This window comes from Crassaminicella indica (genome assembly GCF_019203185.1).
GTDB classification, from domain to species: domain Bacteria; phylum Bacillota; class Clostridia; order Peptostreptococcales; family Thermotaleaceae; genus Crassaminicella; species Crassaminicella indica.
This window is the reverse complement of sequence record NZ_CP078093.1, coordinates 2,651,170-2,667,840: the sequence shown is the minus strand read 5'-3', so window position 1 is coordinate 2,667,840 and position 16,671 is coordinate 2,651,170. Positions and strand designations below refer to the sequence as shown.

Here is a 16,671-nt window from a genome sequence, read left to right as displayed (position 1 = left end):
AACTTCAAATCCTTACCTATTCGAATAATACTATTATTGAAATGTTGGAAAATCGTATGGAGGCTTTATTAAAATCTGCTGAAAATGAAGCTAAAATGACGGAAACGAGGATAGATACTTTTATGGAAGAAATAAAAAGTATTATGCTTCTTCCTTTTTCTTCTATCCTTGAAATGTTTCCTAAGATGGTTAGGGATTTATCAAGATATGTTGGCAAAGAAATTGAATTTATTAGCAGTGGTGAAGAAATAGAAATTGATAGACGAATTTTAGAAGAAATAAAAGATCCTCTTATGCATATTGTCAGAAATTGTATTGATCATGGAATAGAAGAATATGAAGAAAGAAGGAGGTTAAAAAAGCCTTTAAAAGGAACTATTAATTTAACTGTTATACAGGTAAGTAGCGATAGAGTAGAAATTGAGATTTCTGATGATGGAGCAGGAATTAATATTGATAAAGTTAAGGAAAAAGCTGTTAAAAATAAGCTTTTAACACAAGAACAGGTCGATAATATGAACGATGAAAGTGCAAAAATGCTTATTTTTAAATCTGGGATTTCAACGAGTGATATTATAACGGATATATCTGGTAGAGGCTTGGGGCTTGCTATTTTATATGAAAAAGTACAAAAGCTTGAAGGAAATATATCAGTAAAAAGTGAAAGGGGAAAGGGTACTACATTTACTATTACGCTACCTATAACTATTTCTACTCATAGAGGAATACTTGTGAAGGTAGCAAAACAATATTTTGTCATACCAACGGGAAAAATTGAAAAGGTTATAAGAGTTAAAAAAGATGAATTGAAAATAATGGAAAATATGGCTACAATATTATTAGATGAAGGTATTATTCCTGTTATTAAACTTCAAGATTTATTGGAAATAAAAGAGCCAAAAATAGAAGTTGATTCTAGGGATATATTTCCAATTTTGATTGTAAAGGATATGAAACATAAGATAGGGCTTAGTGTGGATGAGATTATCATAGAGCAAGAGGTTCTTGTAAAAAGGTTTAATAAGCAATTAAAAAGGGTTAGAAATATTTCAGGAGCAACAATCTTAGGCTCAGGACAGGTAGTACCTATATTGGATGTATCAGATCTGATTAAATCATCATTAAAAAGTGATGGTCAAGCTTTGAATATGATTATGGATATGAAAAAAGAAAACACAGAGAAGAAATGTATTATTGTAGTAGAAGATTCGATTACATCAAGAACTCTTTTGAAAAATATTTTAGAAACACAAGGATATTCAGTAAAAACTGCTGTTGATGGACTTCAAGGGTGGAGAATGTTAAAATCTGAAAAATTTGATCTTGTAATAACAGATGTTGAAATGCCTAAGATGGATGGATTTGAGTTAATCACAAAAATTAGGGAAGATAATGAGCTTTCAGAAATACCTGTTATTCTTGTAACTTCTCTTGAATCAAGAGAAGATAAGGAGCGAGGTATAGATGTTGGTGCCAGTGCGTATATTGTAAAAAGTGATTTTCAACAAAATAATTTATTGGAAATTATAAAAAGATTAATATAAAAGAACTATGCAGGAGTGTAAAAAATGATTAAAGTACTTGTAGTAGATGATTCTCCTACTATTCAAGCATTAATAAAACATATATTAAATTCAGATAAGGATATTCATGTAATGGGTGTAGCAAATAATGGAGAAGAAGCTATTCAATTCATAGAGCAAAATAAACCTGATGTAATAACTATGGATATAAGTATGCCTATAATGGATGGATTTGAGGCGACAAGAAGAATTATGGAAACTAATCCTATACCTATTATTGTCATAACAGGATTATTTAATAGTCAAGATATAGATAGAACTTTTCAGGCTATGGAGGCAGGTGCTGTTTCTGTTATAGAAAAACCAGCAGGAATAACTTATCCTGATTTTGATAAGGCGTCAAAAAATATTGTTGAAACGGTTAAATTAATGTCAGAGATAAAGGTGATCAAACGTAAAGCTAATTATAAGAAAAAGAAACGAAATTTATTAAATGCTCAGAAGTTGATAAATATTTGTCCAGATATAAAAATAGCAGCTATAGGGGTGTCTACAGGTGGACCATCTGTCCTCCAAACCATATTTTCTAAACTTCCAGCTAATATTAAGATTCCTATACTTGTTGTACAGCATATAGCGCCTGGTTTTTTAGATGGACTTGTTGATTGGCTTTCTAAATTTACAGAATATCCTATTCATATAGCTTCACAAGGAGAAAAAGCATTGCCTGGACATATCTACTTTGCACCTGATGGATTTCATATGGAAATTCGGTATAATGAACAAATATTTTTAAATTGTGATGAGAAAAAAAATGGAGTAAGACCAACAGTTTCGTATTTATTTAGATCTATTGCAAATTATTATGGAAAAAATGCTATGGCAATTCTTCTTACAGGAATGGGGAAAGATGGTGCTGAAGAATTAAAAATATTAAAGGATAAAGGGGCAATTACTGTAGTGCAGGATAAGGAAACATCTGTGGTTTATGGTATGCCAGGAGAAGCTGTAAAGCTTAATGCAGCTACATATATTCTTTCTCCTGAAAAGATTGCAGATTTGTTTGGAAAAATATGATTTTAACTATAGCCGTAGCTGTTATATGAGGAGGAGAAATATAAAAAATGGACAAGGAAATACAGATTTTGGTTGTTGAAGATAGCTTAACACAAGCACAGCAGCTTAAATTTATGCTTGAGAAAAGAAATTATAAGGTAATTATTGCAAATAATGGGGTACAAGCTTTAGAATATATTTATCAATATATGCCTGATTTAGTAGTAACAGATGTACTTATGCCTAAAATGGATGGATATGAGTTATGTAAAAGAATCAAAGAGGATGATAGATTCAACCACATACCAGTTATTCTATTGACATCCCTTTCAGATCCTAACGATGTGATAAAAGGACTAAAGGTGAAGGCAGACAACTTTATAACAAAACCATATAATGAAAGATTTCTCCTTTCAAGAATTCAGCATATGCTTGTGAATATAGAATTGAGAAAAAATAAAATTAGCGAAATGGGTATAGAAGTATTTTTTGCAGGAGAAAAGCATTTTATAAATTCGGAGAGAATACAAATAATAGATCTTTTGCTTTCTACATTCGAAAATGCTGTACAAAAGAGTAAGGAGCTTGAAGAGGCAAATAATGAATTAAAAAAAGCATTTGAAACTATTCGAAAGCTTGAAAAAAATTATAGAGGTATTCTTGAAAGCAATATAGATGCTTTGGTAGTTATTAATCGTCAAAAAGAGATACTGTATCTAAATCCTGCAGCAAAAAAAATATTTGGTGAAAAATATGAAGAGTTAACATTTGATATTTTAGATTTTAGTACTATTAAAAATGGTGTTAAAGAAATTACAATAAAAACTATGGATGGAAATCAAATTATTGGAGAGGTATGTATTTCAGAAACTGACTGGGAAGGGAAAGAAGCATATCTTTTATCTATTAGAGATATTACTGAAAAGGTACATCTTCGTGAAAAATTAAAAATTCAATCCCTTACAGATGAACTTACATCTCTTTATAATAGAAGAGGATTTTTTAGTATCATTAGACATAAATTTGAATTTGCAAGACGTAATAAGAAAGGAATGTTATTATTTTTTATTGATATTGATGGAATGAAGCATATTAACGACAATTTATCTCATAATCAAGGAGATTGTGCATTGATTGGGACTGCAAAGATTTTAAAAAATACTTTTCATGAAAATGATGTTCTTGCAAGAATCGGAGGAGATGAATTTGTAGCTTTATCTATAGATGTAAAAAAGCAGGATATTGAAAAGTTTATAAATAAGCTTTTAGATCAACAAAGAGCATTTAATGAAGAAAGCAACTATCCTTTTAATATATCTATTAGTATAGGTGCTGCATATTTTGATCCTGAAAATCCAGTAAGTATTGAAGAGTTAATGGCTAGAGCAGATAAATTGATGTATGAATACAAAAAAAGAAATCATCTTTGTTTATAAAAGGGTTGTGCTTAATATCTAAGCACAACCTTAGCTTTTAATTTCAAAATAGGTCTAACCAATACCACCATAGATAGCTCCTAAAATTACAATAAAAACTGCAACAAGAATATAAATATATTTTCCTAAAATTAAAAAGCTATTTTTTAGTGGAGTTTTTGCGCCTAGATTAATAGCTTCTAAGGCTTTAGTTTTACCACAAATCCAATAAAAAACAAAAGCAGAAATACTTGCACCAATAGGAGCTAAATATATGCTCATAAAATCAGCCCATGCTCCAAATAAATCTATGTTGATGCTTAAAAGGATTGAAATACATAAACAGATTAAACCTATTAAAATAGTTGCTTTTTTTCTACTAAGATGAAATTCTTCGATTAAAGCTTCAATAGGTGCTTCCATCATATTTATTGCAGAGGAGATAGCTGCAAATACAATACTTAAGAAAAATATAATAGAAAAAATATAGCCACCTGTCATTTGCGTAAATATTTTAGGTACAGTAATAAATAAAAGTGGTGGACCAGCAGCAGGATCAAGGCCAAAGGAAAATGCAGCTGGAATAATAATAAAGGCAGCCATGAGTGCAGCTAATGTATCAAAAATGACTATGCTTCGTGCTGATGAAGGAATATCTATATCTTCTTTTAAATAACTCCCGTATACTACCATTCCTGCACCGCTTAGAGATACAGAGAAGAAAGCCTGTCCTAATGCCATAACCCAAGTAATAGGCTTTAAGAGATATGAAAAATTTGGCATTAATAGATATTTTACACCTGCTATCGCATTTGGGAGAGTTAACGATTTTATCAATAAAACAACAAATAAAATAAATAACCCAGGCATAATTACTTTATTAATTTTTTCTACACCAGAACCAATTCCCATACAAAGTATAAAAACTGTAGCAATCATCCCTAAGATTGTCCAGGGAACTGTTGCTATGCTTCCGGCAAAGCTTCCAAAGTATGTAGGAATATCTATTGTTTGAAAGATATTTATAAGGGAAGCATAAAAATATCTGAAAATCCATCCAACTACTACAATATAGAAAATAAAGATTCCTGTCATTGCAGCAAGAGGAATACTTCCTAATAGGCTTCCAAATTTTAAATTTTTCTCTTTAAAAACAGTTTTTATGGCACTTAATGCACCTTTTTGATATTTTCTCCCAAAAGCAATTTCTGTAATAAGTCCGGTAGTGCCTAAAAAATATACAAATATAAAATAAGGAATTAAAAATGCAGCTCCTCCATATTCTCCTAATCTCCAAGAGAACATCCACACATTCCCAAGCCCTATGGCAGCCCCTGCACAAGAAAGTATAAATCCAAGCTTTGAAGAAAAATTTTCTCGTTTTTTCAATTCAATTCCTCCTTAAAATTCAAGAATATAAAAAATCCTCTATATGTATATACATATAGAGGACGAATCAACGTGGTGCCACCTCATATTTAGAAAATAAAAATTTTCTCTTTTTCAGATACAGGAAATAATCCGATATCCTATCTCTATAACGGGAGAAAACCGTGTTGCCTACTAAAGTTTCAGCTTCCGCTCATAAGCCCATTCCAAATCATTTTGAATATCAAGGTTCCACCAATCCCTGACTCTCTGTAATTCTCAATGAAATGTACTACTCTTAATCACAGCTTTAGCATATTTTATTGTTAAATGAAATTATAAAGAAAAATTATAAATTTGTCAAATAGTATTTTTGAAAAAATACAAAATTTAAAAGAGTTGTGTTTAAAAGCATGACTTTTTTATTATTATAATTAATAAGCAAATAATTTTACAAACATAAACAATGATGTTAATATATATCTATATATGTAGAATTATATAATATATAGAAAAATATATTAAAAAATTTTTATAAATATAACAGTAAAAATTAAATGATAGATATTGCGACAATAGCAAACTTATCGAAAGGTAAGGACGCAAAGTCATGTGTCTAAGGGATTGTAATCCTATGATTGACAGACTGCCGAACAATGCTAGTATATAGAGAATATTCTTTATTTAGCAATTTTGGGCATCTGTGGAAGCATAGATGTTTTTTTAATGTATATTTTTCAATAATTTATTGGGGGGTGATGAGCGATATTAAAGTTGAGAAAATTAACAAATATATTATTGTAAAAGATTTTTTTAATAGTAATATTTGAAAATTTTATTTTTTTTTACAAATGTATTAGAAGCAAAGTAAGGTGATGATGATTGTGGGAATAAAAAAAGATGAAATTATTTTATATGGCTTAGATGAACATAAAGATGTTATTGATAAAATTATTACAGAGATAGAGAATTTTGAAGAATCATTTGATATTCGATTAATGCTTATAGAAGCTTTAACAAATGCTTTTAAGCATGGAAATAAGTGTTGTGTAGAAAGACCTATTTATTTAAGATATGTACTTAATGAAAAAAATATAAAGTTTGAGATAGAGGATTCAGGGACTGGGTTTAAAAACATAAATATTCCAGATGCAATATATGATGAAAATTTATTAAATGATTCTGGAAGGGGATTGTTTCTTATAAAATGTATGGCAGATAAAATAGAGTTTAAAAATAATATTTTAATTATACAAAAGTATTTAACAGCTAAAAAGAATAAAGCTCAGAATTAAGATAAGGAGGAATATGATGAAAATAAGTTTGAAAACAAAATTAGTTGCTATGTTTTTTATATTTATAGCTGTACCGCTCATTATTTTAGGCACTACTTCGTATATGATGACTTCAAATTCAATACAGGATACAACTGAAGAAAAATTAAGTGAAATTACTATAAAAACAGCAGATGTTATTAATGAAACAATTAATTCGGTAAATAAGTATATTGAAATTTTAAGTCACAATGAAGATTTGGTTAAAGTTGCAGCAGGGGATAGTACAGAGAAAGGTAAAGTTTTTAAATATTTATCAGAATTACAAAAAGATAACAGTGATTATGTAGAAGCATTAATTATTACAGATGCCTTTGGTAAAGGTATTATTAGCAATAAAAGTGAAAATTTTAATATGGATTTAAGTGATTTTGATTATATTCAAAATGCTTTAAAAGGAACTGAAGCTGAAAGTGATGTCATATTGTCTAAAATCACGAATAAACCTGTAATAGCTGTTGCTTATCCTTTAAGGATAGATCAAAAGGTAGTGGGGACAGTTGTTGGAAGTATTAAATTTGAAAATATTTATAAGCATGCTTCTAAAATAAAGATAGGCAAAACTGGATATGCTTATATGATTAATAGAAATGGATTACTTGTATATCATCCAAAAGCTGAAAAAATATTAAAAGAAAATGTAGGGAATGCAAATAATAAAGAATTAAAAGCTTTAGTAGACAAAATGAAGAAGGGGGAAACGGGTGAAGGTTATTATACATATGAAGGAGTGAGAAAATTTGTAAAATTTATTCCTGTAAATAAATGGATTTTGGCAGTAACTGCTGATTATGATGAATATATGTCAGCAGCTAATAAAATTAGAAGGAATACAATAGTGATAACTGCCATAGCGTTACTTGTTTCAATGCTTGTAGCTTATATTTTAATAACAAGAAATATAATCAATCCAATTAAAGAGCTAGAAAAATTAATGACAAAAGCAGGAAATGGTGATTTAACAGTTAGATCTAAAATAACTACAAATGATGAAATACAAGTATTAGGTGAATATTTTAATAATATGATAAAACATCAATCTAATATAATAAATCATGTTAGAAAGGGTGCAGAAGAATTAGCAGCTTCTTCTGAGGAAATCTCTGCCTCTGCTGAAGAAATAAGTGCATCAGCTGAACAAATTACATCTAATATCCAAGTAGTTGCATCTAATGCAGAACGTCAAAATAATTCAATTGTTGAAATATCTGAGGTTTTAGTTCAGCTTTCTAGCTTGATACAAATAGCACAAAGCAGAGCATTTAAAGCAAAAAATAATTCTGAGCATACTATGGATGTTGCACAGCAAGGAAGAATAAAAGTTAAGGATACAGTTGAAGCTATTGAAAATATTAGTAATGTATCTAATGAAACAGCGAATATATTAAAGTCATTAAATGGACTTTCAAAAAAAGTTAGAGAAATTATTAGTACAATTAATAATATTGCAGATCAGACAAATTTATTAGCATTAAATGCAGCCATAGAGGCAGCAAGAGCTGGAGAGCATGGAAAGGGCTTTACTGTTGTAGCAGAAGAAGTTAGAAAGCTTTCAGAACAAACAAATATAGGAGCTAATGAAATCTCTTCATTGGTAAATGAAATGGTAGTTCAAATAGATAAGGCAGTAGAATCAATGCATAATAGTAAGAAGGTAGTAGAAAACGGGGTAATGGTAGTTAATGAAACGGACAAGTCTTTTGTTAGAATCATTGATGCAGTAGAACAAATAGTAAAGGATATAGAACAAGTTGTAGATGTTGCGAAGGATGAAGTCGCAAGCTCGGATCAAATTATTCAGCTGATTGATACAGTTGCAACCATTACTGAAACTACAGCAGATAATAGTCAAGAAGTTGTAGCAGCTACTGAGGAACAAAATTCTATTATTCAGAATTTTGCTGCTAGTTCAGAGGAGACTAGTGCTATGGCAAATAGTCTAAATAATCTTGTAGAAAAATTTAAAATTTGAGGTGAATATAAATGAATGATAAAAATATGTTAATACCTAAGAATTTTTCAGTGGATGAAGCTGATCAGTTTAGAGAAAAAGTAAATGCTCTAATTGACAAAGGAGAAAAAGATTTTGTGCTTGATTTTAATAATTGTACATTTATCGATAGTACAGGTCTTGGTGTATTAGTAGGAATTTATAAAAAGTGCATGGAATTAAATGGAAGTCTTAAACTTCATTCAATTCATCCACAGGTTATGAGAATTTTTAAATTAACAAGATTAGACAAGGTTTTTGAAATTAGATGATGTGTTGGGAACCCATGATTATAATTAATCATGGGTTTTACTATTTTTAAAATTAATATAAGAATTAAAATTAACAACATGCGACATAATTTTTAAAATATTTAGGATAAAATATAGTTATAGGAATTTATTCTATTCATTTTTAATATAAGTTAAAGATAAACAACATCAACACAAAAAAAAGAAATATAGAACTATCTTTTATATTTTGTTTTAAATTTGTTTATCTATAGGCAAACAACTTCAAAATGAAATATAAAGAACAGTTCATTCCAGATAACTTTTGAAAAAACAAAACTTCATTCCATGAAAAAATACTAAACCTTCAAAACTCACTTCGTTCAAACAATGAAGGTTCTTAACGTATTTTTTATGAAATTTCAGTAAGTTTTTTTACAAAAGTTATCGAAGTCATTCACTTATCTTTATATATTTCTTTTTTTATGTTGAAGTTGAATCCCTATATATTTAAACAATATAAGACAAATTGGGAGTGACATGATGAAAAAACTTATGGGCATTGGAAATATGAGCTTTAGTAAAAAAATAAAAATATCTTTGATTTTTTCTTTTATGCCAATAATTTTGTTAGGTATATTGTATTTCATTCATTCTCGATATATTGTTGTTGAAAGTATGAAAAGTGAAAGCTTAAAAATCATTAAGAATGTGCAAAAAATATATATTGAAAAATATATTAATGATGTCGAAAAAGATTTGAATTTGTTATATAAAGAAATTCATTATAGTGATTTATATGATAAAGAAAAGATGAGAAAATACATGAAGGAATGGAGAGAGTATTTAAAATATAATACAAATGTTGATTATATTTATGTAGGAACAAAAGGTAAAGAAATATATATATTTCCATGCTGGGAAAATAATGATGCACATTATGATCCTACGAAGAGACCCTGGTATATAGAAAGTTTAAAGAGTGATAAAATCCAGTGGGTATCTTATATAGATTATAAAAGTAAAAAAAGATTAATCTCTGCAGTAAAATCTATAAAAGATAGTAAAGGACATGTTATAGGTGTTTTAGGAATGGATACTACACTAGACAATCTTTCTGAAAGTGTATCAAAAGTAGATTTAGGAGAAGATGCTTATGTAATGATTGTAAATAAAGAGGGAAATATTATTGCTCATAAAGACAAAAAACAGTTGTGGAAAACTGTAGAAAATAATCAGTGGTATAAAGTAGTTAAAAAAGAAAAACAAGGTGTTTTTTATGATAAGAAAAAGAAATGCTTTGTAAGTTTTTCTAGAATTGATAAAAATGGCTGGAAGATTATTGGTGTTATTCCAGATAAACATTTGGAAGAATTATTAAAGCCAGTTGGATTATATGCGGGGATAATTATTTTAGTAGCTAGCTTATTATTTTTTATTGTAGGGAATTTGATAATTAGGAAGTTAAAAAGAGAAAATAAAAATATATGTACTATTATTGAAGCTATTGAAAATAAAGATTTGGATATATTCGAGATAGATTATTATAGAAAGGATGAATATGGAGAAATTTATAAAAAACTCAATAATGCTATAAAAATGATCAATCGTATAAAAAATGATGCTATATATGACAAACTAACAGGAGTATATAACAGACGGTACTTTGATCAAGCATTAGAAGAAATGATTCATAAATCCGAAAATTTTACTTTGATGATGGTTGATGTAGATGATTTTAAAAAAATAAATGATACTTATGGACATCAAAAAGGAGATTTTGTCTTAAGAGAAATTGCAAGAACTATTTTAAAAAGTATAAGAGGAAAAGATATATTAGCAAGATATGGTGGAGAAGAATTTATAATTATATTTCCAGAATTGGAAGCAAAGGATGTATATAGCATAACGAATAGGATAAGAGAAAAAATTGAAAATATAAACTGGAAGGAAAAAGAAATGAAAATAACTATTAGCGCAGGAGTTAGCACATATAATGGACAAACAAAGGAAGACTTGATAAATGAAGCTGATGAGCTACTTTATAAGGCTAAAAGTTTAGGGAAAAATAAAGTAATATTTAAGGAATTACTTTGAAAGCAGAAAAGATTCATAAAAAAATAGGTCAATATTGACCTATTTTTTATGAAAAAAACTTCATATAATTTGTGATTTGAGAACCTAATATTTTATTAATTTTTCAGCACATAATTGAACATTTTTCATAACAGTATCTAAATCGATTGTAGTTAATTTACGATTTTCCATTAATATATTTCCATCTACAATAACAGTATCGACATCTGAAGCTTGTACAGAGTATACTAATAAGGAAATCAAATTATGTCTTGGACATAGGTGTGGTTTATTTAAATCAATTAAAATTATATCAGCACATTTGCCAATCTCTATTGACCCTACTTTATCATCTATGCCGAGAGCTTTAGCTCCGTTTATTGTAGCAATTTGAAGAGATTTTTTAGCTGGTACGACTGTACTGTCTCCTGTAACACCTTTATTGAGTAAAGAAGCAAGCTTTATTTCTTCAAACATATTTAAATTGTTGTTGCTACAAGAACTATCTGTTGCAAGAGATATATTGATTCCTTTTTCTAGCATTTTTACAATAGGAGCAAAACCATTTGCAAGTTTTAAGTTGCTGACAGGATTATATAAAACATTAACATTATTTTCCTTTAAGATCTGTATGTCTTCATCAGATAGATGTACACAATGAGCAGCTAAGGTCCTTACATCAAATAATCCTAAATCATATAAGTGTTGAACAGGGGATTTTCCGTACATGTTAAAACTGTCTTGAACTTCTTTTATGCTTTCACTTAAATGAATGTGAATGCCTGTGTTTAATTCTTTTGCTAAAAGAAGCATTTCTTCTATATAGTCAGGAGAACAAGTATATGGAGCGTGAGGGCCTATAAAAACACGAATTCTATCATTATTTGATTGATGCCACTTATTATATAGATCTCTTGTTTCTTTGAAGTTAGATTTATGCTTTCTAGTTTTATCAAAAAGTGTTTCGCATATGCATCCTCTTATTTTTGCATCTTTAGCAGCACTAGCAACAGTATTTGCAAAGTTGTACATATCATTAAAACAAGTAATACCTGACATAATTAATTCTGCTATGCTAAGAAGTGTTCCCCAATAAACGATTTCTTCTGTTAATTTTGGTTCAATAGGCCATACTTTTTCTGTAAGCCACTCCCAAAGAGGTAAATCATCAGCAAAATTTCTAAAAAGGGACATGGGCAAATGAGTATGGGTATTGATCAGTCCTGGCATGACAAGCTTATCTGTAGCATCAATAAGCTTGTCATATTGAAAGCTGTCTGGAATTTTTCCAATATACTTAATAATTCCATTTTCAATGGCTATATCTTTATTTTCTACAAAGACTTTTTCCTTATCAAAGAATAATACAGAAGGATTTTTGATAAATATATTCATAAAATGCCACTCCCTATAAATTTGTTTGTATTTATCCTATGCAGTAATAAAAAAGAGTTTTTTTAAATGATGTTTTTTATGAGTGGTTGATTTAACTATATATTTTTAATGATATTTTGCATAAGTGTAATAAATTTTGCTCTAGCTTTTTCAGAGGTTTCCATTACTTCAGCATGATCAAGTGGTTGATCTAATATGCCAGCAGCCATATTTGTCATACAAGAAACACCAATTACCTTAATACCACTATGTACAGCAGTAATAACTTCTGGAGCTGTTGACATACCTACAGCATCTCCACCTAAAATTCGGACCATTCTTACTTCAGCAGGAGTTTCATAAGTAGGACCGCTCATGCAAGCATAAACACCTTCTTGTAGCTCAATATTTAAAGATTTAGCAATTTCTTTTACTTTTTCTCTTAGTTCTTTATCGTAGGCATTTGACATATCAGGAAAACGTGTACCAAAATCTTTTAAATTTTTTCCTATTAAAGGATTATCTCCTGATAGATTTAAATGATCACTAATGAGCATTAGATCTCCAGGTTTATAAGAAGTGTTTACTGCTCCAGCAGCATTTGTAACAATTAGTTTCTTGATTCCTAATAATTTCATTACACGAACAGGAAATGTTACTTCTTTCATATGATATCCTTCATAGTAGTGAAAACGACCTTGCATAGCTACTACTTTTTTTCCTTCTAATGTGCCTATTACTAATTGCCCTGCATGTCCTTCAACAGTAGATACAGGAAAATTTGGGATTTCACTGTATGGATATACTTCTTTATCTATAATTTTGTCTGCTATAGCTCCAAGACCTGATCCTAATATAAGACCGATTTCAGGCTCTACTTTCGTTTTGTTTAAAATATATTCTGCTGATTGTTTTATTTTTTCATAGTATTCCATTTTGCATCCTCCTTATTGATGAATAATTTCTTTTAAGAAGCTAGTACCATTTTTAATTGGTGAAACATTAAAAATTTCAGCAATAGTTTGTCCCATATCAGAAAAGGTTTGTCTGGTTTTTAAATTGTGATTTTCTTTTAGTGCTTTTCCATAGGCTAAGAAAGGTACATATTCTCTTGAGTGGTCTGTCCCAGGCATTGTAGGATCACAGCCATGATCAGCAGTAATGAACAATATATCGGTATCTTTCATAGCATCTAAAATTTCAGCTAGTCTTTTATCAAATTCTTCTAATCCTTTTCCATAGGCTTTTACATCGTTACGATGACCCCATTTCATGTCAAAGTCAACAAGGTTTGTAAAAATCAATCCTTTTTTGTCTTGCTTCATATAATTAAGGGTTTGATCTATTCCATCCATATTATCTTTTGTATGAATGGCTTCTGTAATTCCTTGATTTGAAAAAATATCTTCAATTTTTCCAACAGCCATCACATGAAAACCTTCATTTTTAAGATGATCTAGTAGGGTATCATGTGGGGGTACAAGAGAAAAATCTCTTCTATTAGCTGTTCTAGTAAAGTTACCAGGTTCTCCTATAAAAGGTCGTGCAATAACTCTTGCGACACCATGTTCTCCTTTTAAAATATTTCTAGCGATTGTACACATTTCATATAAGCGTTCAAGAGGAATAACTTCTTCATGAGCTGCAATTTGAAAAACACTATCAGCAGATGTATATACAATAGGGTATCCAGTTTTTATATGTTCTTTTCCTAACTCTTCAATTATAGCTGTGCCAGAGGCTGGTTTATTCCCTATTATTTTTGTACCAATGGCATTTTGGAATGCGGTTACAATTTCATTTGGGAAACCATTTGGATAAGTTGGAAAAGGTTTTTCTAAACAAACACCACACATTTCCCAGTGACCTGTAGTAGTATCTTTTCCTTCTGATTTTTCTGAAAAACGTCCATAGCATCCAATAGGATTTTCTACTTTTTTTACACCTTTTATACCATCAATATGACCAAGCCCGATTTTCTCCATATTTGGTATATTGAGTCCTCCTAATGCTTTTGAAACATTGCCTATAGTATTACTACCCTCATCTCCATACTTTTGAGCATCTGGTAGCGCTCCCATACCTACACTGTCTAATACAATCCAAATTACTCTATTAATCATTATTATAGCCTCCTCGTATAATAAGTTTAAGTAATAAATTATTATCTATTGACTTGGATATTGAGCCCTATTCCTAGATAATAGAAGTATGGAATAAGGATCTATCTGGAAAAAGGCTGATGTCTCCTGCAGCAAGACTGCATTGAAAGACTGTCTCCCAGCCAACAGTTGTACTGCAAACTCACAAGCTGTATCTCTTGCCTGTCATACCGAATGTTAGCAGCTTCGGAGCAGCTTATGATTGGCAAGTATTGAATACTCATAAGCGAGGTTGTTGCCACCCTGTTGGTAACTAGGGATAGGTTTCAGTATCCAAGCCGTTCCAAATTCATAGAAAGGAGGTCCTATCCATGAAATTGTTTATTGGTATTGATGTTAGTTCTGAAAAACTTGACATTTGTTTTCTTGATAGTGAAGATCAAATTCTGCTTGAGATTTCACTACCAAATAATATCATTGGTGCTAGTAAAATCAAAGAGCATATTATAAGATTTACTGAGCATATCCAATATAAGCGCATCATTGTTGGTATGGAAGCCACTTCTGTTTACAGTTTTCATCCTTCAGCTTTCCTAGCAGAAGATGCTGAATTAAAGTCCTTAGGAATCGAAGTTGTTGTCATGAATCCAAAGACCATTCATCGCTTTAAAGGACTCTTTGAAGAAGACAAAACCGATAAAATAGATGCTTACCGTATTGCAGACTTTCTTCGTTTTGATCGTTTCAATATTTCTTTGATTAAAGAAGAACAATATATGGCTTTGCAAAGATTAACTAGATCACGTTACCAGCTCATTGGTCAACTGACTGAAATGAAGCAACATTTTTTAGAAAATCTTTATTACAAATGTAATACCCTCACTAAAGAAATCGATACATCTGTCTTTGGTTCAACTATGATGGACTTACTAACAGACTCTATGTCTCTTGAAGACATTGCCAATATGTCCTTGGAAGATTTGGCAACTGTTTTACAACAAAAAGGTCGCGGTCGCTTTAGCAATCCTCAAAAGCTTGCAAAGTCACTTTCCAAAGCCATTAGAGACTCTTATCGACTAGGAAAAGTCATGAAGAATTCAGTCGATGTTGTCTTAGCTTCATACGCTATGATGATCAAAACTATAAAAAAGCAAATCAAAGAACTTGATAAAGCTATTCAGGCACTGTTTGAAGTTCTGCCCGAATCTAAATCATTGCTCAGTATTCCTGGTATTGGACCAGTTTATGCTGCTGGTATCATCGCCGAAATCGGTCAAATTGAACGATTTGAAAATGAAGCGAAGATTGCCAAGTATGCAGGTCTTTACTGGAAACGAAAACAATCCGGCAATTTTGAAGCTGAAAGAACGACTATGACCAAAACGGGGAATCATTACCTTCGTTATTACTTGATTGAAGCTGCCAATTCAGTTATGCGAAATGAACCCGTTTATAGAGAATACTATCTCAAAAAGTATCATGAAGTTCCCAAACATCAACATAAAAGAGCCCTCGTCCTTACCGCAAGAAAATTGGTGCGCATGGTGGATGTGCTGCTACGCAATCACCAACTTTATGCACCTGAAAGGAGTGTATAATATCGAATACTATTCGATGCGTAATCCTTTCGTTTTATGCCTAATTTTCCTTAGGTTTATTAAGTGATGCCTTTTTTAAGAAATATTTTCATAAATTTAGTAAAAAATTATCTGTTTTCATCTTGACTTATTACCACAAGTCTTTATGATTATGTTGTTTGTAATGTATTTAACCATATTATATGGAAAAAATAACATATTATAAATAAGGGGATTGCTAATTTTTAAAAAACGCCCCTTAGATAAATTGAAACAAATTATCTAAGGGACGAAGTTTTATTCGTGTTATCACCCTTGTCTACGGAGATAGCTCCGTATTCACCTTTTATGGGGGGCAAGCCCAAAATCTATCAAAAGATTCTATGATGGATATTTTACAATTTTAATATATATATTTTTCATACAGTTGTCAAATCTTATTTCAAAAAATTTTTTGGATTATATTTTAATTTATGATTTGTGAAAAAATTATGTATTAATGTTATAATAATGAAATTGTTTTTATAGCATTTATATAACTGTATTCTTTTTAGTATATTTGGTAAAATGTTATAGGTAAACAGCTTTAAAATGAAATATAAAGAACAGTTCATATGAATGTGTAA

At 30.0% G+C, this 16,671-nt stretch carries 12 protein-coding genes, 1 riboswitch and 1 other annotated feature; of the genes, 8 read left to right on the top strand and 4 right to left on the bottom strand.

Annotation, left to right across the window (positions count from 1 at the left end):
* The first annotated feature begins 56 nt into the window (after positions 1-56).
* The 3 genes from KVH43_RS12720 to KVH43_RS12710 are packed head-to-tail and all read left to right on the top strand — an operon-like array spanning position 57 to position 4,015.
* Positions 57-1,544 (top strand): hybrid sensor histidine kinase/response regulator, encoded by a 1,488-nt coding sequence (locus KVH43_RS12720; protein WP_218282887.1) that lies wholly within the window; start codon positions 57-59, stop codon positions 1,542-1,544.
* Positions 1,545-1,568: 24 nt separating this feature from the next.
* Complete coding sequence (cheB, locus tag KVH43_RS12715) at positions 1,569-2,600, top strand: chemotaxis-specific protein-glutamate methyltransferase CheB (RefSeq protein ID WP_218282886.1); 1,032 nt, start codon at positions 1,569-1,571, stop codon at positions 2,598-2,600.
* Positions 2,601-2,647: 47 nt separating this feature from the next.
* On the top strand, positions 2,648-4,015 hold the full coding sequence (locus tag KVH43_RS12710; RefSeq protein ID WP_218282885.1) for a diguanylate cyclase domain-containing protein: 1,368 nt from the start codon (positions 2,648-2,650) through the stop codon (positions 4,013-4,015).
* A 54-nt stretch (positions 4,016-4,069) separates the two neighbouring features.
* On the opposite strand, the gene KVH43_RS12705 is transcribed toward KVH43_RS12710, so the two are convergent.
* Positions 4,070-5,383, bottom strand: coding sequence for a sodium-dependent transporter (locus KVH43_RS12705; protein ID WP_218282884.1), 1,314 nt, complete (start codon positions 5,381-5,383; stop codon positions 4,070-4,072).
* A gap of 55 nt (positions 5,384-5,438) precedes the next feature.
* Positions 5,439-5,677, bottom strand: a binding site (T-box leader).
* Between the two features lie 252 nt (positions 5,678-5,929).
* Positions 5,930-6,016, top strand: a riboswitch (cyclic di-GMP riboswitch).
* Positions 6,017-6,246: 230 nt separating this feature from the next.
* On the opposite strand from KVH43_RS12705, the gene KVH43_RS12700 reads away from it, so the two are divergent.
* From KVH43_RS12700 to KVH43_RS12685, 4 genes are all read left to right on the top strand, one after another.
* A complete protein-coding gene (locus KVH43_RS12700; RefSeq protein WP_255547770.1) occupies positions 6,247-6,657 on the top strand; it encodes an ATP-binding protein in 411 nt (136 codons plus the stop codon).
* A gap of 16 nt (positions 6,658-6,673) precedes the next feature.
* Positions 6,674-8,668: a methyl-accepting chemotaxis protein gene (locus tag KVH43_RS12695; RefSeq protein WP_218282883.1), complete on the top strand. Its 1,995-nt coding sequence runs from the start codon at positions 6,674-6,676 to the stop codon at positions 8,666-8,668.
* Positions 8,669-8,679: 11 nt separating this feature from the next.
* Entirely contained in the window at positions 8,680-8,958 is a 279-nt protein-coding gene (locus KVH43_RS12690; RefSeq protein WP_218282882.1) for an STAS domain-containing protein, read from the top strand.
* A gap of 501 nt (positions 8,959-9,459) precedes the next feature.
* Positions 9,460-11,013 (top strand): sensor domain-containing diguanylate cyclase, encoded by a 1,554-nt coding sequence (locus KVH43_RS12685; RefSeq protein WP_218282881.1) that lies wholly within the window; start codon positions 9,460-9,462, stop codon positions 11,011-11,013.
* Between the two features lie 84 nt (positions 11,014-11,097).
* On the opposite strand, the gene KVH43_RS12680 is transcribed toward KVH43_RS12685, so the two are convergent.
* From KVH43_RS12680 to KVH43_RS12670, 3 genes are all read right to left on the bottom strand, one after another.
* Positions 11,098-12,387 (bottom strand): amidohydrolase, encoded by a 1,290-nt coding sequence (locus tag KVH43_RS12680; RefSeq protein WP_218282880.1) that lies wholly within the window; start codon positions 12,385-12,387, stop codon positions 11,098-11,100.
* A gap of 95 nt (positions 12,388-12,482) precedes the next feature.
* On the bottom strand, positions 12,483-13,301 hold the full coding sequence (locus KVH43_RS12675) for a purine-nucleoside phosphorylase (RefSeq protein ID WP_218282879.1): 819 nt from the start codon (positions 13,299-13,301) through the stop codon (positions 12,483-12,485).
* Positions 13,302-13,313: 12 nt separating this feature from the next.
* Positions 13,314-14,489, bottom strand: coding sequence for a phosphopentomutase (locus KVH43_RS12670; RefSeq protein ID WP_218282878.1), 1,176 nt, complete (start codon positions 14,487-14,489; stop codon positions 13,314-13,316).
* Positions 14,490-14,839: 350 nt separating this feature from the next.
* On the opposite strand from KVH43_RS12670, the gene KVH43_RS12665 reads away from it, so the two are divergent.
* The gene (locus KVH43_RS12665) at positions 14,840-16,066 is read left to right on the top strand and encodes an IS110 family RNA-guided transposase (RefSeq protein WP_218282877.1); all 1,227 of its coding nucleotides are present in this window, start codon (positions 14,840-14,842) and stop codon (positions 16,064-16,066) included.
* Positions 16,067-16,671: the final 605 nt, after the last annotated feature.